Here is a 22,915-nt window from a genome sequence, read left to right as displayed (position 1 = left end):
GCCCTTCCCCAGCGAGCGCCGCAGCAGGTCCGGCACTCAGCCGGCACGCAACCTGAACAGGCCTACCGTCCGCGCCAGGCTGTGCGCCTGTTCATTCAGCATCGACGAGGCGGCGGTGGACTGCTCCACCAGTGCCGCGTTCTGCTGCGTCGCCTGGTCCATCTCGGCGACGCTGCGGTCGATCTGGCTGATCCCGGTGCTCTGCTCGTGCATCGCACCATCGATCTCGCCGATGATGCGCGCAACGCGCTCGATGCCGGCCACGATCTCGTGCATCGTGGCGCCAGCCGCCTGCACCCGCTGGGCGCCGGTCTGCACACTGGCCTCCGATGCCTGGATCAGGTCCTTGATCTCGCGCGCGGCCGTGGCGCTGCGCTGCGCCAGCGTGCGCACTTCACCGGCCACCACGGCAAAGCCACGGCCGTTCTCGCCGGCCCGAGCGGCTTCCACCGCGGCGTTCAGCGCGAGGATGTTGGTCTGGAACGCGATGCTGTCGATCACGCCGATGATCTCGGTGATGCGCGCTGACGACCTGGCGATCTCGTCCATCGTGCTCACGGCGCTGGAGACCACCTCGCCGCCGCGCGTGGCGGCATCGCTGGCCTCGCCGGCCAGGCGCGTGGCCTGCACGGCCGCATCGGCGGAGTTCTTCACGCTCGTCGTCAGCTCTGTCAGCGCCGCCGAGGTTTCCTGCAGGTTGCTGGCCGAGGCCTCGGTGCGATTGGACAGGTCGCGGTTACCCATCTCGATCTCGCCGGTGGCGGACTTCATGTTCTCCACGCTGGCACGCACGTCGAACAACACCTCCCCGATCTTGTCGATGAAGGTGTTGAACGAGGCGCTGATCTGCGCGACCTCATCGTTGCCGACCACGGGCAGGCGGTGCGTCAGGTCGCCGCCGCCGGAGCCGATGGTGTCCATCGCATCGCGCACCTGCGACAGCCGGCGGAACGAGTGCGAGGTAAAGAACGCGGCGATGCCCACGGCGGCAAGCGTCAGCAGCACCATGGCCACGCCGAGTGCACGCACGACGTTGCGCAAACCGGCGGTGGCCTCCGCCTTGTCCAGCGCAATGACCAGATACCAGTCGGTGCCCTGCACGGCCTGTGCCTTGAGCAGCTTAGGCGCACCGGCCAGCTCCACCTCCAGCGGGGCGGTCGCCTTGACCAGGCTGGCGAGCGCATCGGCATTGAGCCCTGCGGCCACGTCAGTCGCTGGCTTGAGCATCAGCTTGGCGTCGGGATGGGCGATCACCTGGCCGTCCCTGGCGACCACGAAGGCCAGGCTCGAGGGCGTGGGGTGCACCGCCGATACCACTTCACGCACGCCATCGAGCGGCACGGCGCCCGACAGCGCACCTGTCGCCTCGCCGTTCTTCATGAGCGGCGCGGCAAACGACACGTAGGGCACGCCGGTCGACACGTCGCCGTACGGCTTGGTGACGAGCAGCTTGCCGGCCGCGATGGCCTGCTTGTACCAGGGGCGGACTGTCGGGTCGTAGTCCTTGGGCGTGGTGGCGCTGGTGGAGATGAACGACTTGTCGGTCCAGCCGATCGTGATGATGGGGAAGCCGTTGGCATCGCCCATGAGCTTGCCGAAGCCTTGCGGATCACCATGCTCGATCGCGCCGGCGGTGGCCTTGACGGCCTGCGCCTTGGCGGCGACCCATTTGTCGATGGCGAGCGTATTGCCGCTGGCGATGGCAGCGAGGTTCTGGTCGATCGATTCCATCGTGTTGGAACGCACGATGGAATACGTGGCGGCGCCGGACAGGGCCAGGGCGCCGATCACGGTGGCCGACGAGATCAGGAGAATGCGGGAGCGAAGGGAGGAGACCATGATTCGTCTTGGAGAAAGGTCCTGCGTGAACCGGACTGCGTACGGGTGTGACCGTAGCGCCCTCCAGATCGATTGCAGGCTGTCGGGGGCCACTGCATCTGCTACGGCCGGCGCCCACCAAACTTGAGTCAAGGGTGCGTCATGGCGCCCGGCCGTCTGGTGCCGATGCCTGTGTCTGCCCCAATTGCGGCGCCTGCGGCGTTGCAGTACCGTCGCCGGCATCGCTTATCGGAGCCGCGCGTCATGGCCGTGCTGTTCACCCTCCTGAAGATTGCCGTCGTGCTCGTGCTGGTGTCGTCGCTGGCCGAGGCGATCGTGCTTTCGCTGCGACGCGGCTGGCAGCGCTACGACTGGAAGGCGGCGGGCATTTCGGTGGTGGATTTCCTGGTACGCGAGTACCCACTGCGCTGGCTGTTGCCCCTGGCCTTCTGGCTGCAGGGAATGGACTGGATCTACCAGCACCGCCTGTGGACCATGCCGATGGACCACTGGACCGGCTGGGCCGCCTGCTTTCTCGCCCAGGAGTTCTGCTATTACTGGTACCACCGCGCCGCCCATCGCGTGCGCTGGTTCTGGTGCACCCACGCCGTCCACCACTCGCCCAACGACCTGAATCTGTCTGCCGCCTACCGCTTCGGCTGGACGGGCCGGCTGACGGGCACCCTGCTCTTCTTTGCGCTGCCGCCGCTGCTGGGCATGCCGCCGCGCATCGTGCTGATGCTGCTGTCATTGAACCTGCTGTACCAGTTCTGGACCCACGCCACGTGGATTCCGCGCCTCGGCCCGCTGGAGTGGGTGCTGAACACGCCCTCGGCGCACCGCGTGCACCACGCGTCCAACCTCGAATACCTCGATGGCAACTACGGCGGCGTGCTCATTCTGTTCGACCGGCTGTTCGGCACGTACATCCCCGAACGCAAGGACGTGCCGTGCCGCTACGGCCTCGTGCATCCGATGCGCACCTACAATCTGCTGACGATCGAATTCGCGCATTGGCGCGCGCTCTGGCGTGACATCAAGAGCGCGCGCTCGGCCGGCGAGGTGTTCGGCTACCTGTTTCGCCCGCCGGGCTGGCGGCCGGGCGGGAACGGCGAGACGACCGAAGACCTCCGCCGCCGCGCCGCGCTCATCGCCGACGAGCCCGCCATCACGCCTGTCGTTGCCGCCAACTGAACCGGTGCCCAGCGGCGGGCGCAGCGTCTGCGCGAGGTGCGCGTAGACCACGGCGATGCGCCGAAGCTGGCGCGATTCCCGATGCATGAGCCGCCAAGGCTCCGCCCGACGCCACGCGCTTTGCCGAACTCGGCGCCCGCTTCGCCGAGCAGGCGCATCTGGCCGACCACCATGGCGAATGGCGTAATCAAAATCGCCGATCCCACCCCCTACCGCGACCAACGTTTGCGGAACGTGATGCAACACCTGCAGGTGTTGCAGATGCGCACCATGCACGCAGCATGCGGCGGTGTCACGCCCGCGTCGCTACAATTGCGGGCTTCCTGACACGTCCCGCCTTCCGCAAGTCTTCCCATGTTCAAGCACGTTGTTGTCGCCCTGGCCATCGCGGCTGCGGGATTGCCTGTTCTCGCCCGCGCAGATGTGCATGGTGCGGGCTCGACCGCCGCGGCGCCGGTCTATCGCGTCTGGTCGGCGGGGTATGCCGCATCCTCGGGCGTGGCGCTCAGCTATGACGCCGTGGGCTCGGGAGAAGGGTTGAAGCGCATCCGCGCGGGCTCGGTGGATTTCGGGGCATCCGACGTGCCGCTCTCCGCCGCCGAAGCCGCCAAGGCCGGGCTCGTCTGCGTGCCCTCGGTGGTGACGGGGGCGGTACCGTTCGTGAACGTGCCGGGCGTGCCGCGCGGCCAGCTCAAGCTCACCGGCGAGCTGCTGGCGCAGATCTTCCTCGGCAAGGTCGAGAGCTGGGACGCGCCCGAACTGCGTGCGCTGAACCCGGGCGTGACGCTGCCCAGGCTGAAGATCCATCCGGTGGTGCGTTCTGACGGGTCGGGTACCACCTACCACTTCACCGATTACCTGAGCGCCGTCAGCCCCGAGTGGAAGTCGACCTACGGCACCAAGTCGAGCATCAACTGGCCGGCCAGCTTCATGGCAGCCAAGGGCAGCGGCGATGTCGTCAAGGCGGTACAGGCTGCCCCGGGCGCCATCGGCTATGTCGATTACAACTACGTCCTCGACAACGATCTCAACGCGGTGCAGCTGCGCAATGTCTCCGGCCGCTTCGTCAGTGCGCAGGTGAGCGGTTTCCGCGCGGCCGTCGTGCAGAGCGCCTGGAACCGCAAGGGGGATTTCACCGCGCCGCTGGTCAACCTGCCGGGCGCGGAAACGTGGCCGATCACCATGGGCACCTTCATCATCGTGCCGGCCGTGAGCGCCTCGGGTCCGCGCACGCTGGCGGCACTGAAGTTCCTCACCTGGGGCTATTTCCACGGCGATGAGCTGGCCGCGCGTGCGAAATTCGTGCCGTTGCCCGAGCGCGTGCAGGCGATCGCGTACCGTGAGCTGGCGCGCGTGACGGATGCCTCGGGCGCCGCCATCGGCCTGCAGAGCATGCCCGCGAACTGGGGAAAATGACCCTTGCCGGTGCCATGTCCGCATCGGCCTGCGCACCGTTTTGATGCGCCGCAATGGGCCTGCTGAAAGCTTTGCAACAAGGCTGGATTGTTCCTGCGCGTTGCCTATAGTGGTCACTCGTCGCGCGAGTCACGCTCACGCGTCACTGCCAAAGCAACGACGGGAAGCCACCATGGGTAGCGTCATCGCAGACCAGAACGAGCAGATCGACAAGATCGCGCAGGAGACCGGCGCGCCAGCCGACCTCGTCCGCGCCCAGTACCAGGAAACCCTCCGCACGCTGGCCTCGGACGCCCGGGTGCACGACTACCTCGCACTCTTCGTCACGCGGCGCGTCATGGCCGCGTTCCGCCAGCGCCGCACGCCGCCGCGCTGATGCCTGCGCTCATTCCTCGCGGATCATCCCGACGAATGCATGCGCCGCGCGGCGCATCCATTCACGTGCCCGTTCGGCTTCAAACTGGATGCGCGCAAAGGCGTGCGTCATGCCCGAAGCTTCGATGGTGATGACCTGCGCGCCGTGCTGCACGAGGTAATCGGCGTACCGCAGGCCATCGTCACGCAACACATCGTGCGCAGCCACAATGACGAGCGTATCCGGCGGCGTGTGCCGCGGCGGCTGCGCCATCAGGAAAATGCGCGCGTCCTGCTGCGCCAGCGGCCGGTCGAGCGCGTCTGCACCGATGAACTTCTCCCAGTACCAGCGCATTTCGTCCCGCGTGAGACCGGGCCCCTGCGCGAACGCGTTGTAGCTTTCGCTGCCGAAGGCGGGCGTCGTGACGGGGTAGACGAGGAACTGCGCATTGACCAGGCCCGGGCGAACGGCAGCATGCACGGCTTGCGCTGCCTGCGCGGCGAGATGTCCGCCAGCGCTGTCGCCGCCAACGGCCAGGAAGTCCGGATCGAAGCCCAGGCGCACGCGATGTTCGGCGAGATACGCAAGCGCGTCGCGTGCGTCGTCTGCGGGCGTGGGGAACGGATGCTCCGGCGCGAGCCGGTAATCGACGCTCACAACGGCGCAGCCCGTGTCCTGCGCGATCAGCGCCGTCAGCATGCGATGCGTCGTGCGCGGTGCGCCGACGACCCATCCGCCGCCGTGGAACCATACGATCAGGCGCGGCGCCGCCACGCCTTTCGGGCGAAAGACGAGGGCATCGAGCGTGCGGCCGGCCAGCGGCAGGCTCAGGTCCGAAACGTCGACGCCTTCCGGATCGGGCCGATCAGAGAGCGCGGCAATCGCCTCGAAGCGCGCGCGCTGTGCCGGCGCATCTTCCGGAGGCGGCAAGGCGCCGAAGTGCTCGGCAACGCGTTGATAGAACTGCAGGATTTGCGGATCGACGGCCATGATGTGCGCAGGTTGCAATGAGCGCCAAAGTGTAGCGCGCGACAGCCGGGATGCTGTCAGCCAGGCTGGCCGATGCCGAGCCGCCAGTGTTCGATCTTGGTACAGCGGTCCTGCACGGCCGGAATGCCCGCCGCGCGCGCGGCGGCCATCGCCTCGTCGCTGACGATGCCGAGCTGCACCCAGATGCCGCCCACACCCACGGCAATCGCCTCCTGCACGATGGGCAGCACGTGTTCGGCGCGCCGGAAGATATCAACCAGATCGATGCGCTGGCCCGCCGCAGCCAGGGTCGTGGCCGCCTCGGTCAGCGTGGCGTAGCAGGGCTCACCGAGCACGTCCTCGCCAGCATGCTGCGGGTTGACGGGCACGATCCGGTAGCCGGCCTGCTGCAGGTAACGCGCCACGTCATAGCTCGGGCGCGTCGGCCGCGGCGAGAGCCCCACCACGGCGATGGTCTTGCCCGAGAGCAGCCCGCGCATGGTGGCCTGCTCGTCGACATAGGAAGGATTGGCTGACATGGTTCTATGCGTTCAGGTGGTGGGCCGCTGGCATGCGGTGCCGAGATCGTCGAGCCGCACGGCGGCATGGAAGGCCCCCGCCGAGTAGGGCCCGACTTCATACGGCCCGTAATGGAGGACGATGCGGTCGCCTTGCAGCGTAAACGGAAACGCGGCGGAACGCAGATCCTTCTCCTGGAGGGCGCCGCGCGTGGCTTCGGGCGCGCCTTCGCGTTTGAGGGCGTCGACAAGCTGCGTGTTCAGCGCCTGAAGGCAGGCCGGCGACGGATTCAGCACGTCGGCCAGCGTGATGGGCTGAAAGCCTTGCGCGCCCCGCCGCCAGTTTCCAGCCGTGAAACTGTAGTTGCCATGCGCGCCACCGCTGTAGGCCCAGACCATGCGCAGCAGGCTGACGGTGTCGCCCAAGTCAGCGGCGCTGATGCGAACGACGCACTGGGTGTCGTACGGATCGCAACGGCTGATGCGCAAGGATTGCACCAGTGCGTCAACCGCCGCGTCTCCGGTGACGGGGTAGCGCTCCGTGATGCTGGCTTGACCCGAGACACCCGTGATCTCGCGATACTGCGCCGCCCGTTTCAACGCAAAGGGCTGACTACGCCCGCCGTCGCTCCAGGTGCCCGTGGCGCTCGCGCCGTCGGCAGACCGCACGCCCGACAGTGTTCCGCCTTCGCGCACGATCGGCTGCCCGTCGGTGTCGAGGGCATCCGCCCGTTCGCGCCACACGAACCGGCGCTCGGGGGCGTTGCGCCCCTCGATGTTCCAGAGGGTGCGCCCCTGCGGTCGATCGTCGTACGCCTCGCCCGTCAGGGTCTCGGCGACGGGATCCTTGCCTTTTTCCTGCGCTGCGGGTGGTGGGTCGTACACGCTCAACCAGACACGCCACCCCGGGCTGTCGCCCCCTGGGCCCACCGTACCGCGCCAGAAGCTACCGGCGTGGCGCGCGCGTATCTCCTTCGATGTTTCAAGCGTCGCCATTGGCGCGGATGCCACAACCGAGGAGACGACTGGGGTACTTTCGGCTGCCAAAGGTGGCGTGGAAGCCGCTTCTGTGGCGCCATGTGCGCCTGCCGGCCCGCAGAGTGCCGTCATCAAGGTAACAAAAACGCCTGCGCCCGTTGACGCCCGCACCGTCGCACCCGCTGCATGCCTTTGCACACCGCCCTCCATGAAATTCGAACCCCTGGCGTAGGCGACATCCCGCCGGCCCCCGTCTCTACGCGCTCTGCCTGCCTCGCGCCGCGAACGGGTGTGACTGTGCAAGCGCAGCAGACGTTCCGAAACCGGCCTGACGCACCGCCTTTTCGCAGCCTGGCGGCGCCGCTTGCAACACTTGCATTCGATTGCAATCCGACACACTTTGTTACGCCTTCGCCCTCCCCCGTCGCCCACAATGCCATCGCACCGAGCGTTTGTGTCCAATTGTTGTGCGCGAGTCGGGATCCCTCTCGACATCGGCCAGACGCGAATCCCGGTGCCTGATTACCCCTCCCTTTCGAATTGACCCCTCGAAGGGATTTCCCGTCCGCGCGGTGCTCCCCGGCCCGCGCGCTTTTTTTTGCCTTCGCAATCTGTGCGCCACTGGGGGCTGCCATGCGCCTTGTCAGGGCCCTTGCCAGCCCTGCACGGGGATACACCCTCTTACAAAGCTAGGTCGGCATGGACTGGGTTGCTGCGTTTAATGGAGACATCCATGCGGCACGGGCCGCGACAAAAACGAGGGCTCATCATGTCCACTCCTTCCCGCAGTTCTCGCCATCTCTGCGGCGCGCGGTTACCGCACGTGCTGCGCGCGGTCGGCATCGCTGCCGTGCTGCTCGTGTGCGGCGCACAGGCCGCGATGGCGGCCGATCCGGCATCGCGTGTGGCGCGGCTGTCGGATTTCTCCGGCGCCGTGAGCTTCGCGCCCGCCGGGTCCGACGACTGGGCAGGCGCTACGCTCAATCGTCCCTTCACCACCGGCGACCGGCTCTGGTCCGACCAGGGCAGCCGCACCGAACTGCACGTTGGCTCCACCGCACTGCGATTGGGCCAAAACACCGGTGCCACACTGGTCGATCTGGACGATCGCAACACCCAGGTCAAGCTGACCCAGGGCGCGCTATCGGTGCGCGTGCGAGCGTTGCCGCCAGACCAGACGGTTGAGATCGATACGCCCAACCTGGCCTTCACACCGCAGGCACCCGGCGAATACCGCCTCGACGTCGCGCCGGACGGCTCCAGCACCACCGTGACCGTCTGGCATGGCCAGGGGACGGCCTATGGCGATAACCGTTCCACACCGTTGGACGCGGGCCAGCAGGTGCGCTTCGCGGGGACCGATCTGTCCGAAGTGGGCGGCATGGACAATCCTGGCCGCGATGGTTTCGACCGCTGGGCTGAATCGCGCGACGCCCGCGAAGACGCTTCGGTTGCCGCCCGCTATGTCGGTCGCGAGATGACCGGTTATGAAGCGCTGGACGACTACGGCACGTGGCGCGAGGAAGACGGCTACGGCGCCGTGTGGATCCCGCGCGCCGTGCCGGTCGGCTGGGCGCCCTACCGGACCGGCCACTGGGCCTGGGTTGCGCCATGGGGCTGGACCTGGGTTGACGATGAACCGTGGGGCTTTGCGCCGTTCCACTACGGCCGCTGGGCGTACGTCGGCACGACCTGGTGCTGGGTCCCCGGGCCGGTGGTGCCGCGCCCGGTGTACGCACCGGCCTTGGTCGGCTTTGTGGGCGGCGGCGGCGGCGGGGGAGTCAGCTGGGGCATCAACATCTCCATCGGATCGCCGGGCGTGGCGTGGTTCCCGCTCGCGCCGGGTGAAGCGTATCGCCCGGTCTACGCCGCCAGCCCAACCTACGTGACCAACATCAATCGCACGGTGGTGAACAACGTCACCATCAACAAGACCATCATCAACAACAACGTGACCAACATCACCAATGTGAACAGGATCACGTACGTCAATGCCCGCAACCCGGCCGCGCTGACGGCGGTCCCGGCCAAGACCTTCGTAAGCGGGCAACCGGTTGGCCCGGCGATGACGACACTTCGGCCCGAGCTGATGCGTGCGCAGCTGGCGCATGCGCAGATCGTGTCGACGCCGGCGCTGGCCCCGGTCAAGGCGAGCCTGGTGGGCGCAGCCGCCGCCAGGAGCGCGCACCCGCTGCCACCGGCGCAGGTGTTCGCGCGGCAGGCGATCGCGGTGCGGGCGCCCCAGGTCGCGGCGGGTGGCCGTGATGCCCTGGCTGAGCGCTTCCACGCGCAAGGCGGCACGCTGCCCGGCGCAGGCCCCGCGTGGACAGGCGGCACGCTGCCCGGCGCAGGCCCCGCGTGGACAGGCGGCACGCTGCTCCCGCGCCCGGCCCCGGGGGTTGCACCTGCCCGAGCAGACGCCCGCCCGATGCCTGCCGGTGCACAGGCGGCTGGGCTGCGCCTGACGCACGCGGTGCCCCCCAGCAGCGGACCGCGGGCTGAGTCACCTCGCCCCAACAACGAGCCGTCCGCCCCGGGCGCCGGGCCCAACCCGCGTGATGCGTTGCGACCGCACGGTCCGCAGGCGCTGATGGCCCCCGGCACCTCGACGCGACCTGGTCAACAGCCCGGTGCGGTGCAGCCGCGGGAGCCCCGCGGCGAAGAGCGGGCGGCCTTGCCCAAGCCGTCGTTGCCACCGCAAGGGCCTGGCGGCATGACGACGCGACCCCAGCCACAGCAGGTCATGCCTCGCGAAGATCGGCGCCCCGTGCAGGGTCAACCGCCGACGCAGCAGCATGGTCTGTCGGAGCCGCTTGGGCCGCGGGAACGCCCCCATAACGCTCCGCAAGCGCAGCCGCGGCAGCCCGAACCGGGCTTCGGTGCGTCGCGCCCGGCACCACAAGCACCGCGTCCGGTTGAGATCCATCCTTCGCAGCCGCTGCCGCGTCCGGAACCCCACCCGGGCCAGCCTCAGCCGCCGCACATCGAGCACCGCGAGGCCGCGCCCGCATCGCCGTATCCGCCAACGCAGCAGGGCAGTCACAATGATCCGCGGCGCGAGGAAGACCGCCGCTGAGCAGGCAAAAAAAAGCAGCCCATGCGGGCTGCTTTTTCTTTCGGGGCGTACCGATCCAGCAGCGGACCGGTGCGAACCGACGCTTAGCGCTTGCGACGCAGGCGCGCAATCGCTGCCAACTGCGCAGCGGCCACGGCCAGTTCGCTCTGCGCGCGGGCCAGGTCGATGTCGCTGCTCTGATTCTGCAGCGCCTCTTCGGCCGCACGCTTGGCTTCGGTCGCCTTGGCTTCGTCCAGGTCGTGACCGCGGATCGCGGTGTCGGCCAGCACGGTCACCTTCTTCGGCTGCACTTCGAGAATGCCACCAGCAACGAACACGAACTCTTCGCCGCCGTCTTCCTTCTCGATGCGCACGGCGCCCGGCTTGATGCGCGTGATCAGCGGCGTGTGGCCGGGCAGAATGCCCAGCTCGCCGGCTTCGCCGGGCAGTGCCACGAACTTGGCATTGCCGGAGAAGATCTCGTGCTCAGCGCTGACGACGTCTACATGAATGGTTGCCATCTCGATTCCTTTGCTCAGAAAAGCGGCTTCCTGAATGGGCTTCAGGAAGCCAGTACTGGCCCCGGCTTACGCGCGGTGCCAGACGTTGCTCTTACTGGAGCTTCTTGGCCTTCTCGAAGGCTTCGTCGATCGAGCCGACCATGTAGAACGCCTGTTCCGGCAGGTGATCGCACTCGCCGTCCACCAGCATCTTGAAGCCGCGGATGGTTTCCTTCAGCGGCACGTACTTGCCCGGCGAACCCGTGAACACTTCTGCCACGTGGAACGGCTGCGACAGGAAACGCTGGATCTTACGGGCGCGGCCCACGGCCAGCTTGTCTTCCGGCGACAGTTCGTCCATGCCCAGAATCGCGATGATGTCGCGCAGTTCCTTGTAGCGCTGCAGCGTCTTCTTCACGCGGTCGGCGACTTCGTAGTGCTCCTGCCCAACCACTTGCGGGTCGAGCTGGCGCGACGTCGAGTCGAGCGGATCCACTGCGGGGTAGATACCCAGTGCAGCGATGTCACGCGACAGCACGACGGTCGAGTCCAGGTGCAGGAAGGTCGTTGCCGGCGACGGGTCGGTCAAGTCATCGGCAGGCACGTACACGGCCTGGATCGACGTGATCGAGCCGGTCTTGGTCGACGTGATACGTTCCTGCAGCTTGCCCATTTCTTCAGCCAGCGTCGGCTGATAGCCCACGGCGGAAGGCATACGGCCCAGCAGTGCCGACACTTCGGTACCGGCCAGCGTGTAGCGGTAGATGTTGTCGACGAAGAACAGGATGTCACGGCCTTCGTCACGGAAGCGCTCGGCCATCGTCAGGCCGGTCAGCGCCACGCGCAGACGGTTGCCCGGCGGCTCGTTCATCTGGCCGAACACCATGGCCACCTTGTCGAGCACGTTGGAGTCCTTCATTTCGTGGTAGAAGTCGTTGCCCTCACGGGTACGCTCGCCCACACCAGCAAACACCGACAAGCCCGAGTGCTGCTTGGCGATGTTGTTGATCAGCTCCATCATGTTCACGGTCTTGCCGACACCGGCGCCACCGAACAGACCCACCTTACCGCCCTTGGCGAACGGGCAGACCAGGTCGATCACCTTGATGCCGGTTTCCAGCAGGTCCACCGACGGCGACAGCTCGTCGAACTTCGGGGCCTTCTGGTGAATCGCGCGCTTTTCGTCGCAGGCGATCGGGCCGGCTTCGTCAATCGGGCGACCCAGCACGTCCATGATGCGGCCCAGCGTGCCGTGACCAACCGGCACCGAGATCGGCGCGCCGGTGGTCGCCACGCGCATGCCGCGACGCAGACCGTCGGACGAACCCAGCGCAATGGTACGCACCACGCCGTCGCCCAGCTGTTGTTGCACTTCGAAGGTCAGGCCCTTCTCGGCGAACGAAGCGTCGTTGCTGTCATCCAGCACCAGCGCGTCGTAGACCTTCGGCATCGCGTCGCGCGGGAACTGAATGTCCACCACGGCGCCGATGCACTGCACGATATTTCCGTTTGCGATACTCATTTGTATCTCCAATAACTTGATTCTTTGCCGTGGCTATCAGACTGCCGCTGCGCCGCTGACGATCTCGGACAGTTCCTTCGTGATCGCTGCCTGACGGGTCTTGTTGTAGACCAGTTGCAGTTCGCCGATCACGTTCTTTGCGTTGTCCGAAGCCGCCTTCATCGCCACCATCCGGGCCGATTGCTCGGACGCCATGTTCTCGGCCACCGCCTGGTACACCAGCGCCTCGACGTAGCGGATCAGCAGCTCGTCGACCACCGTCTGTGCGTCCGGCTCGTAGATGTAATCCCACGAGTAGGCCTGCTTCTCGGCGTCGCTCTGCGCGAGCTTGTCGGCGGTCAGCGGCAGCAGCTGCTCGACCACCGGCTCCTGCTTCATCGTGTTGATGAAGCGGGTGTACGCGAGGTACACGGCATCGATCTGCCCAGCGTTGAACGCGTCCAGTTGCACCTTGATTGCGCCGATCAGCTTTTCCAGGTGCGGCGTGTCGCCCAGGTGCACGACGTTCGAGACCACCTTCGCACCGATGCGGCCCAGGAATTGCATGCCCTTGGTACCGATGGCAGTGGATTGTGTCTCAACGCCCTTGTTCTGCAGATCGCGCAGTTGGGTGGTGACGGCACGCAGCACGTTGGTGTTCAAGCCACCGCACAGGCCCTTGTCCGTCGTCACCACGATCAGGCCGGCACGCTTGACGTCGCGCGCAACCATGAACGGGTGCTTGTACTCCGGATTGGCCAGCGCCATGTGCGCAGCCACGTTGCGGATCTTCTCGGCGTACGGGCGGGCAGCACGCATCCGTTCCTGCGCCTTGCGCATCTTGGATGCGGCGACCATTTCCATCGCCTTGGTGATCTTGCGCGTGTTTTGGACGCTCTTGATCTTGGTGCGGATTTCTTTTGTTCCGGCCATTTCACTCTCTCCGTTCCGACCTGGCCACGCAGGCTAAGCGTGGCCAGTTCAGGGAATGACGCGGTTAGAACGCGGCGGACTTCTTGAAATCCTCGATCGCGGCACGCAGGGCGGCCTCATCGTCCTTCGAAAGATCCTTCGTATCTTCGATGCGGTTGATGAGATCGGCGTACTTCGTCTTCAGCGTGTCGTGCAGGCCCTTTTCGAAAGCCAGGATGTCCTTCACGTCCACGTTGTCGAGGAAGCCGTTGTTGGCTGCGTACAGCGACGCGGCCAGCTGCCACACTTGCAGCGGCTGGTATTGCGGCTGCTTGAGCAGTTCGGTCACGCGGCGGCCGCGCTCGAGCTGCTTGCGGGTCGCTTCGTCCAGGTCGGAGGCAAACTGCGCGAACGCAGCCAGTTCACGATACTGAGCCAGGTCGGTACGGATACCGCCGGACAGCTTCTTGATGACCTTGGTCTGCGCGGCACCGCCCACACGCGACACCGAAATACCGGCGTTGATTGCGGGACGCACACCTGCGTTGAACAGGTCGGTTTCCAGGAAGATCTGGCCGTCGGTAATCGAGATCACGTTGGTCGGAACGAACGCGGACACGTCGCCGGCCTGCGTTTCGATCACGGGGAGTGCCGTCAGCGAACCGGTCTTGCCCTTGACTTCACCGTTGGTGATCTTCTCGATGTGCTCGGCGTTCACACGTGCAGCACGCTCCAGCAGGCGCGAGTGCAGGTAGAACACGTCGCCCGGGTAAGCTTCACGGCCAGGCGGACGGCGCAGCAGCAGCGAAACCTGACGGTACGCCCAAGCTTGCTTGGTCAGATCGTCATACACGATCAGGGCGTCTTCGCCGCGGTCGCGGAAGTATTCGCCCATCGTGCAGCCGGCATAGGCCGACAGGTACTGCATGGCAGCCGAGTCCGAAGCGGCAGCCGCCACCACGATCGTGTATTCCAGCGCGCCGTGCTCTTCGAGCTTGCGCACCACGTTGGCGATCGTCGAAGCCTTCTGGCCGATTGCCACGTACACGCAGAAGATGCCCTTGCCCTTCTGGTTGATGATGGCGTCGACGGCCACGGCGGTCTTGCCGGTCTGGCGGTCGCCAATGATCAGCTCACGCTGGCCACGGCCGATCGGCACCATTGCGTCGATCGACTTCAGGCCGGTCTGCACCGGCTGGCTCACCGATTGACGTGCGATCACGCCCGGGGCGACCTTCTCGATCACGTCCGTCTTCTTGGCGTTGATCGGGCCCTTGCCGTCGATCGGCTGGCCCAGTGCGTTGACCACGCGGCCCAGCAGTTCCGGGCCAACCGGAACTTCCAGAATGCGGCCCGTGCACTTGACTTCGTCGCCTTCGGAAATGTGCTCGTACTCACCCAGCACCACAGCGCCGACGGAGTCGCGCTCGAGGTTCAGCGCGAGGCCGAACGTGTTGCCCGGGAATTCCAGCATTTCGCCTTGCATCACGCCCGACAGGCCATGAATGCGGCAGATACCGTCCGTCACGGAGATGACCGTGCCGGTGTTCTTTGCGTCAGCGCCAGCCTTCAAGCCCTCGATACGGGTCTTGATCAGGTCGCTGATCTCGGAGGGGTTCAGTTGCATCGAATGCTCCTAATTCTTCAATCTGTCTGCGGGCGCGATATCGTCGATGGCATCGGCGCCTCGCAAAACAGCATTACGCGGCGGTCAGCGCAGACTGCATCTGCGTCAGGCGCGCGCGCACCGAGGTGTCGAGCACTTCGTCGCCAATCTGCACACGCACGCCGCCGATCAACGAAGGATCGACGCTCACGTGAGCCTGCAGCTTCTTGCCGAACTTGCGTTCGAGCGTGGCGACCAGTTCGGTCAGGGGCGCGCCCTCAAGCGGGAACGCACTGGTGATCTCGACGTCGGCGGCGCCTTCGCTGGCATTCCGCAGCACATGGAATTGCGCGGCAATTTCCGGCAGCAACGACAGGCGCTTGTTGGCCACCAGCAGGCCAACCAGTTCCTTTGCTTCATGCGATACCGGAGATTTCAGCGCCGACAGGAAGATCCCCGCCACATCGGCTTTGGAGAGCTTCGGATCATCGGCGACTGCCTTCATGTCGGGCACGGCGGCAATTTGCCCCATTTCCGACACGAGCTCAGACCATGCACCCAGATTGCCGGCCTTCGCCACGCGGAACAGCGCCTCTGCGTACGGACGGGCAACGGTTGCGAGTTCTGCCATGATTACAGCTCAGCCTTGAGTTGATTGAGCAGATCGGCGTGGACCTGCGCATTGACTTCACGCTTGAGGATCTGCTCGGCACCCTTGACGGCCAGCACAGCAACCTGGTCACGCAGCGATTCACGCGCGCGCACGGTTTGCTGCTCGGCTTCTGCCTTGGCTTGCGCGATGATGCGCGCGGCTTCGGCCTGGGCGTTTTGCTTGATCTCATCGGCGCTCATCTGGGCGCGCTTTTCAGCGTCCGCGATGCGTTGCGCGCCTTCATTGCGCGCTTCGGTCAGTGCCTGGTCGACCCGCTTGTTGGCCAGCTCCAGCTCGGCCTTGCCCTTATCGGCAGCGGCCAGGCCATCGGCGATTTTCTTCGCGCGTTCGTCGAGCGCCTTCACCAGGGGCGGCCAAATGAATTTGGCAACAACCCACCACAGGATGAAGAACACGACCATCTGCGCGACGAGTGTGGCGTTCAGGTTCATGGTGTGTTCCTTTCGGTATTGAGACTACGGATCAATGCACGAAGCGGCGAGGGTCACGCGTTGCGTTTCACCCTGGCCGCCTCCGGCATCATGCAGACCGAAAAGAATTACTTGATGACCGACAGCAGCGGGTTGGCGAACGCGAACAGCATGGCCACACCGACACCGATCAGGAATGCTGCGTCGATCAGGCCAGCCAGCAGGAACATCTTGGTTTGCAGCGGGTTCATCAGCTCAGGCTGACGTGCGCAGGCTTCGATGTACTTGCCGCCCATCAGTGCGATGCCGAGGCAGGCGCCGATGGCACCCAGGCCGATGATGATGCCGATGCCGATGGCGGTCAGACCTTGGATGTTGGCGAGAAATGCTTGCATGATGACTCCCTTTTTACGTGAAAGACTAAGAACTTAGGAACTTGAAAAAACCCAACGGAACCGGAGAACCTGAACCGCTACTTAGTGGTGATCATGTGCCTGGCCGATGTACACCAGCGTCAGCATCATGAAAATGAAGGCTTGGAGCAGAACGATCAGGATGTGGAAGATCGCCCACGCCGCGCCGGCCACCACGTGACCCACGAAACCCAGCGCCGACAAATCAGCACCGAACGTCCAGATCGAGCCAAGCAGCGCGATCAGCAGGAACACCAGTTCGCCCGCGTACATGTTGCCGAACAGCCGCATGCCCAGCGACACAGCCTTGGCGAGAAATTCAATGATGTTGAGGATCAGGTTGAACGGCGCGAGATACCACTTGGCGCCGAACGGAGCCGACAGCAGTTCGTGTGCGAAGCCGCCCGCACCCTTGATCTTGAAGCTGTAGTAGATCATCAGGATCAGTACGGCGAACGACATGCCGAACGTGCCGTTCAGGTCGGCCGTAGCCACTGCACGGTGATGCGGCACGTGCATGCCGAACGTTTCGAGCAGGTGGTTGATACCAAAAACCCAGTCCACCGGGATCAAGTCGACTGCGTTCATCAGCGTGACCCACACGAAGACCATCAGGGCCAGCGGGGCGATCCAGGAGCGGTCGCCATGGATGATGCCCTTGGCCTGGTCATCGACCATCTCGACGACGAGCTCGACGAAGGCCTGGAAGCGGCCCGGAACGCCGGAAGTGACGCGGCGCGCGGCCATGCCCAGGAAGACCAGGCCGATCACGCCCATCAACACGGACCAGAACATCGTGTCCCAGTTGATGACGGAGAAATCGACGATCGACGTCTGCTTGGCGCCGAGGCTATTGAAATTCTGCAAGTGCTCCGCGATATACGCGGAAGGCGTGAGAGCGTGCTCGGCGGCGTGGCCGGCGGCTTCTGCGACTTCAGTTGCCATGATGATTCAGTCCAATATTGCGAAACATTCTTCGTGACCCGTTCCAGCGCGCACCCGATGCTCAACAGGTTCCCCCTGGAGATCGCGGGCCGCACACGGCCTGAACATGCCACCATATTCGTCCGGGATGTCGAAGCAATGAACGCGGGCTCCTCCTGCCCTCGGTTCATGCCGGGTTCCGACACCTCCGGTATGCCTGCCGCATGGCTGCAGGCGGAGCCCGTCATCGCAGCGCGAGACCGACCCAGTACATCTTGAGCGCCAGGATCAGGGTGATCAAAAGGGGCGGCCAATGTAGCCCCTTGAACATCACCACGACGATCACCAGCAACGCGATCGTGCCGAGCACCTTGATCGCTTCGCCCACCACCAGGCGGGCAATGGACTCGAACCCCTTGGCCGTCGACAGCCGCATCGCGAACCATGCCGAAGGCACAACGCACACTCCGCCGCCCAGCAGCGCCGATAGCGCGGCGTTGCCTGCCGACGCTGCCCCCGTGCCGGCAAACCAACTACCGACATACCAGCCAAGTGCGCACAGCAACGTGACCACCACTTGGCCGAGCACGATGGAAAAAGGCGTCATGCGCGAAGCGCGCAGTGCCTGCTCGCCGAACAGGGCAACCGCCTCGTCATGGGAAAGCACATGCACCGGCGGCTCCGCCTCTCCTGCGCTGTCACCCCACCCTGCGTCCCAGTCGTCGCGCTTCGGATCCTGCGCCGATCGGGGTCGGGCGGCGTCCAACGAAGCATGAGAATCGGGCCGCCGACGTTGAGCTGACTGCTCGGCTGGCTGCATGGAAGAATGGTCTTTCATCATGCCGCACCGCTTTGGGTCAGGCGGATTTAAAACCGCACGATTTTACGGGACATGGCGTTCGCCAGTCAACGCGCAAGCGAACGCTCGTGCGGAGGCCTTCGACAGCACTCGAAGCGCTGATGTTCCGCTTTCCGCGCGCAAAGACATGCTGCTGCCGGGGCATCGAACCCGCCACAGCGAGTGCCCCCTCAGGTGCATGGTGGTACAGGCTGTCGGCGGAGTCGATGACGTAGGAGGTAATCGCACCGATTCGGTGCCCGCAAACGCCCGCCCATGGGGCATCTCCGCAGGCCTCATTGCCTGCGGCAAACTGTCGCGGATCAGGCAGAAGGCCGGATCAGGCGGCCGCTTCGTCGTCACCCTCTGGGCGCAGGCGGGCCAGCAGACCGTCAAACTCATCGAGACTTCCGAACTGCACTGTCAGTTGGCCACGGCCCTTGGCGGCAAGCTTGATCTGCACCCCCAGGCCGAGCAGGTCCGCGAGTTCCTCTTCCAGCCGCGCGACGTCACGGCCATTCTGGTGGCCGCCCTGCCGCTTCAGCGACTTCAGCTCGAACGGCTTGAGCGTGAGTGCGACGAGCTTCTCCGTCTCGCGCACCGACAGGCGCTTGTTGACGATCTGGTTGGCCAGCGTGATCTGCGTTGCGCCATCCACCGCAAGCAACGCGCGGGCGTGGCCCATATCGAGGTCACCCGCCATCAGCATGGTCTGCACCGGCTGCGCCAGGTTCAAGAGGCGCAGCAGGTTCGATACCGCACTGCGAGAACGCCCCACCGACTCCGCGGCCTGTTCGTGCGTGAACTGGAATTCACGCACGAGGCGCGCGATACCCTGCGCTTCTTCCAGCGGGTTCAGGTCTTCACGCTGGATGTTTTCGATCAGCGCCATGGCGGCCGCCGATTCGTCCGGCACGTCCTTGACGAGCACCGGGACTTCGGTCAGGCCGGCCAGGCGCGAGGCACGGAAACGGCGCTCACCGGCGATGATTTCGTACTTCTGCTGCTGCCCTTCCGACGCGACCTTGCGCACCAGGATCGGCTGCATCAACCCCTGCGCGCGGATGCTGGCGGCCAGCTCCTGCAGCGCGCCCTCGTCCATGCGCGTGCGCGGCTGGTATTTGCCCGGTTGCATCTGTGCGAGCTTCAGCACCGTCGGCGCGCCTTCCTGCTTGGCGGTCTCGACAATCTCGGCGGGACTGCCCAGCAGCGCCTCGAGGCCGCGGCCCAGTCCCTTTTTCTTCATTGTGCTCATGGTGTTCCTCTTACAGCATCAGGCCGGCATGTCGGCCATCTGCCGCACGCGCGCGATCATCTCCGCGCCGAAATCCAGGTAGGCCTTGGCGCCCTTCGATGCCGGATCGAACGCCACGCCCGGCATGCCGTACGACGGCGCCTCGGCCAGTCGCACGTTGCGCGGGATCACCGTCTTGAAGACCTTGTCGCCGAAGTGCGACTCCAACTGCGCCGACACCTGCTGCTGCAGCGTCACGCGCGGGTCGAACATCACGCGCAGCAGGCCGATGACCTTCAGCTCGCGGTTCAGGTTGGCGTGCACCTGCTTGATGGTATTGACGAGATCCGACAGCCCTTCCAGCGCGAAATACTCGCACTGCATCGGCACGACCACGCCGTGCGCCGCGCACAGGCCATTGAGCGTGAGCAACGACAGCGACGGCGGACAATCGATCAGGACGAAGTCATAGTCGGCGTCCACCTCGGCCAATGCGAGCTTGAGGCGATTTTCGCGATGCTCGAGATCGACCAGTTCGACTTCTGCGCCGGCCAGGTCGCGGTTGGCCGGCAGGACGTCGTAGCGGCCGGCCTCCGAACGCTGGCGCGCCTCCGGGATCGTCGCCAGCCCGACGAGCACCTGGTACACGCTGGATTGCAGCGTGTGCTTGTCGATACCCGAGCCCATCGATGCATTGCCCTGCGGGTCCAGGTCGACCAGCAGCACGCGCTGTCCTTGTGCGGCCAGCCCGGCGGCGAGATTCACCGTGGTGGTGGTCTTGCCGACCCCGCCCTTCTGGTTGGCGATCACGAAAATATTCGACATGACTCCTCTGCGGTGAATGACTTACGCCGACGGCGCAAGGATGACCAGGTGGCGTTCGGCCGGCAGCCCCGGCACGGTCAGGCGCTCGATGGCCTCGACTGCCCAGCCCGCGGGCAGCCGCTCGATTTCGGCATCCGGACGCACGCCCTTCATGGCGACCATGCGACCGCCCGGCGCCAGCAGATGGCCGGCCAGGTTCACGAAATCGACCAGTTCGGCAAATGCACGCGAAGTGATGACGCCGTAACCCGTCGCGTCGGCGAGCTTTTCGACATGACCCCAGTGCGCCTGGGCGTTGGTCAGACCCAGCTCGGCACGACATTGCGTCAGGAAAGCGGTCTTCTTCTGCACGATGTCGACCATCGTGACGTTCACATCCGGACAGGCAATCGACAACGGAATGCCGGGCAAGCCCCCGCCAGAGCCGACATCCAGCACGCGCGGCGCCTGCGGTTGCGCGCGGCGCGCCAGCTCGGCGATGCGCGGGACGGCCGACAGCGAATCGAGCAGGTGATGCGTGAGCATCTCGCCCGCTTCGCGGATGGCGGTCAGGTTGTAGACGCGATTCCACTTCGCCAGCAGCCCCTGGTACGCCAACAGGCGATCCAGTTGTCCGGCGTCCAGCACAAGACCAAGTGCGCGCGCGCCGGCGTCCAGTTCCGATCGAACGTCAGTCAATGCGTTCGCCATCAAGCCGCCTCGCCTTCCGCGCGCGGACCGACCTGTCCGCGCAGCACGCCCTTCTTCAGATGCACCAGCAACAGCGACACCGCCGCCGGCGTGATACCGGAGATACGCGACGCCTGACCGATGGTCTCAGGCTTGTGCTTGGCCAGTTTCTGCTGCACCTCGATCGACAGGCCGCGCACCTGCGAATAGTCGAAGTCGGCGGGCAGGCGCGTGCCCTCGTTGGCCCCCAGGCGCTCGACCTCATCGGCCTGGCGGGCGATGTAGCCGTGGTACTTGATACCGATCTCGACCTGCTCGCGAATCTGCTCGACCAGCAGCGGGTCTTCGGCCAACAGGCCTTCGGGCGCGTACTTGCCGCCCTGCATGCCCATCAGCGATTCGTAGGTCACGTTAGGGCGGCGCAGCAGATCAGCCAGCGCGTACTCGCGCTCGATGCCCTTGCCCAGCACCGGCTCGGCATCGGCGAGCGGCAGCGTCGCCGGGTTCACCCAGGTCGATTTCAGGCGCTGTGTTTCACGTGAAACAGCGTCGCGCTTGCGGTTGAATGCGTCCCAGCGGGCGTCGTCCACCACCCCAAGGGCGCGGCCGACCTCGGTGAGGCGCATGTCGGCATTGTCTTCGCGCAGGCTCAGACGGAATTCAGCGCGGCTGGTGAACATGCGGTACGGCTCGGTCACGCCGCGGGTGATGAGGTCATCGACCAGCACGCCCAGGTAAGCCTGGTCGCGTCGCGGCGTCCATGCATCTTTGCCCTGCACTTGCAGGCCGGCGTTGATGCCCGCGAGCAACCCCTGGGCGGCGGCTTCTTCGTAGCCCGTCGTGCCATTGATCTGCCCTGCGAAGAACAGGCCGGAAATCGCCTTGGATTCCAGCGAGGCCTTCAGCGCGCGCGGGTCGAAATAGTCGTACTCGATGGCGTAGCCGGGGCGCAGGATGTGAGCATGTTCCAGCCCGCGCATCGAGTGGATCAAGTCCAGCTGCACGTCAAACGGCAGGCTCGTCGACACACCGTTCGGGTAGAACTCGTTTGTCGCCAGGCCTTCGGGCTCCAGGAAGATCTGGTGGCTGTCCTTGCTCGCGAAGCGGTGAATCTTGTCTTCGATGCTCGGGCAGTAGCGCGGTCCCACCCCTTCAATCACGCCGGTATACATCGGCGAGCGGTCCAGCCCGGCGCGGATGATGTCGTGCGTGCGCTCGTTGGTGTGCGTGACCCAGCACGGCACTTGGCGAGGATGCATCTCAGCGCGCCCGAGGAACGAGAACACGGGCACCGGATCGAGGTCGCCTGGCTGCTCTTCGAGCACCGAGAAGTCGATCGTGCGCCCGTCGATCCGCGGCGGCGTACCGGTCTTCAGGCGCCCCTGCGGCAGCTTCAGCTCCTTGAGTCGGGCAGACAGTGACACCGCCGCCGGGTCGCCCGCACGGCCACCGGTGTAGTTATTCAGGCCAACGTGGATCTTGCCGTCGAGGAACGTGCCGGCAGTCAACACCACGGCACGTGCCCGAAACTGCACGCCGACTTGCGTCACGGCGCCAACCACCCGGTCGCCTTCCACCAACAGGTCTTCCACGGCCTGCTGAAAGAGCATCAGGTTCGGCTGGTTCTCGAGCCGATGGCGGATGGCCGCCTTGTACAGCACCCGATCCGCCTGGGCGCGCGTGGCCCGGACGGCAGGCCCCTTGCTGGAATTGAGAATGCGGAACTGGATGCCGCCTTCGTCCGTGGCAATGGCCATGGCGCCGCCGAGCGCATCGACTTCCTTGACCAGATGGCCCTTGCCGATACCCCCGATCGACGGATTGCAGCTCATCTGCCCCAGCGTCTCGATGTTGTGCGTCAGCAGCAGGGTCTGGCAGCCCATGCGCGCCGCCGCCAAAGCGGCCTCGGTGCCGGCGTGCCCGCCACCCACCACGATCACATCGAATTCAATTGGATACAGCATGGCTTCCTCCTCGCGTGGAGGGATCGGAAATTTAAAGAAGGCGAATTATAAGTCGTCCACCTACCTGACTGTTCGAGGATGCGGCGCGAGAGACAAATTTCATCGCGTTTCCATGTTTCACGTGAAACATGCACCGCTTCTGT

The 22,915-nt window shown here is 65.4% G+C and carries 21 protein-coding genes; 4 read left to right on the top strand and 17 right to left on the bottom strand.

The genetic code is table 11. The features are described from left to right. Positions 1-36 precede the first annotated feature (36 nt). Positions 37-1,839, bottom strand: coding sequence for a methyl-accepting chemotaxis protein (locus tag R2N03_RS13410; protein WP_316658137.1), 1,803 nt, complete (start codon positions 1,837-1,839; stop codon positions 37-39). A gap of 243 nt (positions 1,840-2,082) precedes the next feature. Here R2N03_RS13410 and R2N03_RS13405 point away from each other — a divergent pair, with 243 nt between their 5' ends. The 3 genes from R2N03_RS13405 to R2N03_RS13395 all read left to right on the top strand — a co-directional run bounded on the left by R2N03_RS13405 (position 2,083) and on the right by R2N03_RS13395 (position 4,804). Beyond that, positions 2,083-3,012 (top strand): sterol desaturase family protein, encoded by a 930-nt coding sequence (locus R2N03_RS13405; RefSeq protein WP_316658136.1) that lies wholly within the window; start codon positions 2,083-2,085, stop codon positions 3,010-3,012. 354 nt (positions 3,013-3,366) lie between these two features. After that, positions 3,367-4,428 (top strand): phosphate ABC transporter substrate-binding protein PstS, encoded by a 1,062-nt coding sequence (gene pstS, locus R2N03_RS13400; RefSeq protein ID WP_316658135.1) that lies wholly within the window; start codon positions 3,367-3,369, stop codon positions 4,426-4,428. A gap of 172 nt (positions 4,429-4,600) precedes the next feature. Further along, the gene (locus R2N03_RS13395; RefSeq protein ID WP_316658134.1) at positions 4,601-4,804 is read left to right on the top strand and encodes a DUF3562 domain-containing protein; all 204 of its coding nucleotides are present in this window, start codon (positions 4,601-4,603) and stop codon (positions 4,802-4,804) included. A 9-nt stretch (positions 4,805-4,813) separates the two neighbouring features. On the opposite strand, the gene R2N03_RS13390 is transcribed toward R2N03_RS13395, so the two are convergent. From R2N03_RS13390 to R2N03_RS13380, 3 genes are read right to left on the bottom strand one after another with little or no spacing between them, the layout of a single operon-like run. Continuing rightward, entirely contained in the window at positions 4,814-5,773 is a 960-nt protein-coding gene (locus R2N03_RS13390) for an alpha/beta hydrolase (protein ID WP_316658133.1), read from the bottom strand. A gap of 56 nt (positions 5,774-5,829) precedes the next feature. Further along, complete coding sequence (locus R2N03_RS13385; RefSeq protein WP_316658132.1) at positions 5,830-6,291, bottom strand: CoA-binding protein; 462 nt, start codon at positions 6,289-6,291, stop codon at positions 5,830-5,832. A 12-nt stretch (positions 6,292-6,303) separates the two neighbouring features. Beyond that, on the bottom strand, positions 6,304-7,458 hold the full coding sequence (locus R2N03_RS13380) for an RsiV family protein (RefSeq protein ID WP_316658131.1): 1,155 nt from the start codon (positions 7,456-7,458) through the stop codon (positions 6,304-6,306). 559 nt (positions 7,459-8,017) lie between these two features. On the opposite strand from R2N03_RS13380, the gene R2N03_RS13375 reads away from it, so the two are divergent. Beyond that, positions 8,018-10,324 carry a DUF6600 domain-containing protein gene (locus tag R2N03_RS13375; RefSeq protein WP_316658130.1) on the top strand — a complete coding sequence of 769 codons (2,307 nt, stop codon included), beginning with the start codon at positions 8,018-8,020 and terminating at the stop codon, positions 10,322-10,324. An 83-nt stretch (positions 10,325-10,407) separates the two neighbouring features. Here the strand turns inward: R2N03_RS13375 and R2N03_RS13370 are convergent, their stop codons facing one another. The 13 genes from R2N03_RS13370 to mnmG form a co-directional block, all read right to left on the bottom strand. Continuing rightward, the gene (locus R2N03_RS13370; protein ID WP_316658129.1) at positions 10,408-10,824 is read right to left on the bottom strand and encodes a F0F1 ATP synthase subunit epsilon; all 417 of its coding nucleotides are present in this window, start codon (positions 10,822-10,824) and stop codon (positions 10,408-10,410) included. A gap of 91 nt (positions 10,825-10,915) precedes the next feature. Beyond that, positions 10,916-12,319 carry a F0F1 ATP synthase subunit beta gene (gene atpD / locus R2N03_RS13365; protein WP_024542535.1) on the bottom strand — a complete coding sequence of 468 codons (1,404 nt, stop codon included), beginning with the start codon at positions 12,317-12,319 and terminating at the stop codon, positions 10,916-10,918. Between the two features lie 42 nt (positions 12,320-12,361). Next, complete coding sequence (gene atpG / locus R2N03_RS13360) at positions 12,362-13,237, bottom strand: F0F1 ATP synthase subunit gamma (protein ID WP_316658128.1); 876 nt, start codon at positions 13,235-13,237, stop codon at positions 12,362-12,364. 64 nt (positions 13,238-13,301) lie between these two features. Then, the gene (gene atpA / locus R2N03_RS13355) at positions 13,302-14,843 is read right to left on the bottom strand and encodes a F0F1 ATP synthase subunit alpha (RefSeq protein WP_004628633.1); all 1,542 of its coding nucleotides are present in this window, start codon (positions 14,841-14,843) and stop codon (positions 13,302-13,304) included. A gap of 73 nt (positions 14,844-14,916) precedes the next feature. Continuing rightward, on the bottom strand, positions 14,917-15,453 hold the full coding sequence (locus R2N03_RS13350) for a F0F1 ATP synthase subunit delta (RefSeq protein ID WP_009239555.1): 537 nt from the start codon (positions 15,451-15,453) through the stop codon (positions 14,917-14,919). A gap of 2 nt (positions 15,454-15,455) precedes the next feature. Next, positions 15,456-15,926 carry a F0F1 ATP synthase subunit B gene (locus R2N03_RS13345; protein WP_045205302.1) on the bottom strand — a complete coding sequence of 157 codons (471 nt, stop codon included), beginning with the start codon at positions 15,924-15,926 and terminating at the stop codon, positions 15,456-15,458. Positions 15,927-16,033: 107 nt separating this feature from the next. Beyond that, entirely contained in the window at positions 16,034-16,300 is a 267-nt protein-coding gene (gene atpE, locus R2N03_RS13340; RefSeq protein WP_003262709.1) for a F0F1 ATP synthase subunit C, read from the bottom strand. Between the two features lie 81 nt (positions 16,301-16,381). Continuing rightward, a complete protein-coding gene (gene atpB / locus R2N03_RS13335; protein WP_316658126.1) occupies positions 16,382-17,263 on the bottom strand; it encodes a F0F1 ATP synthase subunit A in 882 nt (293 codons plus the stop codon). 223 nt (positions 17,264-17,486) lie between these two features. Next, a complete protein-coding gene (locus tag R2N03_RS13330) occupies positions 17,487-17,915 on the bottom strand; it encodes an ATP synthase subunit I (protein WP_428984408.1) in 429 nt (142 codons plus the stop codon). 505 nt (positions 17,916-18,420) lie between these two features. After that, positions 18,421-19,335, bottom strand: a complete 915-nt coding sequence (locus R2N03_RS13325) for a ParB/RepB/Spo0J family partition protein (RefSeq protein WP_316658124.1) — start codon at positions 19,333-19,335, stop codon at positions 18,421-18,423. A gap of 18 nt (positions 19,336-19,353) precedes the next feature. Continuing rightward, complete coding sequence (locus tag R2N03_RS13320) at positions 19,354-20,139, bottom strand: ParA family protein (protein WP_316658123.1); 786 nt, start codon at positions 20,137-20,139, stop codon at positions 19,354-19,356. A gap of 21 nt (positions 20,140-20,160) precedes the next feature. Then, positions 20,161-20,829 carry a 16S rRNA (guanine(527)-N(7))-methyltransferase RsmG gene (gene rsmG, locus R2N03_RS13315; RefSeq protein ID WP_316658122.1) on the bottom strand — a complete coding sequence of 223 codons (669 nt, stop codon included), beginning with the start codon at positions 20,827-20,829 and terminating at the stop codon, positions 20,161-20,163. Next, the gene (mnmG, locus tag R2N03_RS13310) at positions 20,829-22,772 is read right to left on the bottom strand and encodes a tRNA uridine-5-carboxymethylaminomethyl(34) synthesis enzyme MnmG (protein WP_316658121.1); all 1,944 of its coding nucleotides are present in this window, start codon (positions 22,770-22,772) and stop codon (positions 20,829-20,831) included. The genes rsmG and mnmG overlap by 1 nt, the downstream gene beginning before the upstream one ends. Positions 22,773-22,915 lie beyond the last annotated feature (143 nt).

Source organism: Ralstonia condita (assembly GCF_958405655.1).
Classification (GTDB): Bacteria; Pseudomonadota; Gammaproteobacteria; order Burkholderiales; family Burkholderiaceae; genus Ralstonia; species Ralstonia condita.
The sequence above is the reverse complement of the archived record's forward strand: the minus strand, read 5'-3'. Positions and strand labels throughout refer to the sequence as shown.

Bases quoted from the DNA above. Each gene is read 5' to 3' on its own strand.
- R2N03_RS13370 (WP_316658129.1), bottom strand. From the start codon at position 10,824: ATGGCAACCATTCATGTAGACGTCGTCAGCGCTGAGCACGAGATCTTC.
- R2N03_RS13345 (WP_045205302.1), bottom strand. From the start codon at position 15,926: ATGAACCTGAACGCCACACTCGTCGCGCAGATGGTCGTGTTCTTCATC.
- R2N03_RS13380 (WP_316658131.1), bottom strand. From the start codon at position 7,458: ATGGAGGGCGGTGTGCAAAGGCATGCAGCGGGTGCGACGGTGCGGGCG.
- atpA (WP_004628633.1), bottom strand. From the start codon at position 14,843: ATGCAACTGAACCCCTCCGAGATCAGCGACCTGATCAAGACCCGTATC.
- atpB (WP_316658126.1), bottom strand. From the start codon at position 17,263: ATGGCAACTGAAGTCGCAGAAGCCGCCGGCCACGCCGCCGAGCACGCT.
- rsmG (WP_316658122.1), bottom strand. From the start codon at position 20,829: ATGGCGAACGCATTGACTGACGTTCGATCGGAACTGGACGCCGGCGCG.
- R2N03_RS13390 (WP_316658133.1), bottom strand. From the start codon at position 5,773: ATGGCCGTCGATCCGCAAATCCTGCAGTTCTATCAACGCGTTGCCGAG.
- atpG (WP_316658128.1), bottom strand. From the start codon at position 13,237: ATGGCCGGAACAAAAGAAATCCGCACCAAGATCAAGAGCGTCCAAAAC.
- R2N03_RS13395 (WP_316658134.1), top strand. From the start codon at position 4,601: ATGGGTAGCGTCATCGCAGACCAGAACGAGCAGATCGACAAGATCGCG.
- atpE (WP_003262709.1), bottom strand. From the start codon at position 16,300: ATGCAAGCATTTCTCGCCAACATCCAAGGTCTGACCGCCATCGGCATC.
- R2N03_RS13350 (WP_009239555.1), bottom strand. From the start codon at position 15,453: ATGGCAGAACTCGCAACCGTTGCCCGTCCGTACGCAGAGGCGCTGTTC.
- R2N03_RS13410 (WP_316658137.1), bottom strand. From the start codon at position 1,839: ATGGTCTCCTCCCTTCGCTCCCGCATTCTCCTGATCTCGTCGGCCACC.
- mnmG (WP_316658121.1), bottom strand. From the start codon at position 22,772: ATGCTGTATCCAATTGAATTCGATGTGATCGTGGTGGGTGGCGGGCAC.
- R2N03_RS13405 (WP_316658136.1), top strand. From the start codon at position 2,083: ATGGCCGTGCTGTTCACCCTCCTGAAGATTGCCGTCGTGCTCGTGCTG.
- pstS (WP_316658135.1), top strand. From the start codon at position 3,367: ATGTTCAAGCACGTTGTTGTCGCCCTGGCCATCGCGGCTGCGGGATTG.
- R2N03_RS13385 (WP_316658132.1), bottom strand. From the start codon at position 6,291: ATGTCAGCCAATCCTTCCTATGTCGACGAGCAGGCCACCATGCGCGGG.
- R2N03_RS13325 (WP_316658124.1), bottom strand. From the start codon at position 19,335: ATGAGCACAATGAAGAAAAAGGGACTGGGCCGCGGCCTCGAGGCGCTG.
- R2N03_RS13320 (WP_316658123.1), bottom strand. From the start codon at position 20,139: ATGTCGAATATTTTCGTGATCGCCAACCAGAAGGGCGGGGTCGGCAAG.
- R2N03_RS13375 (WP_316658130.1), top strand. From the start codon at position 8,018: ATGTCCACTCCTTCCCGCAGTTCTCGCCATCTCTGCGGCGCGCGGTTA.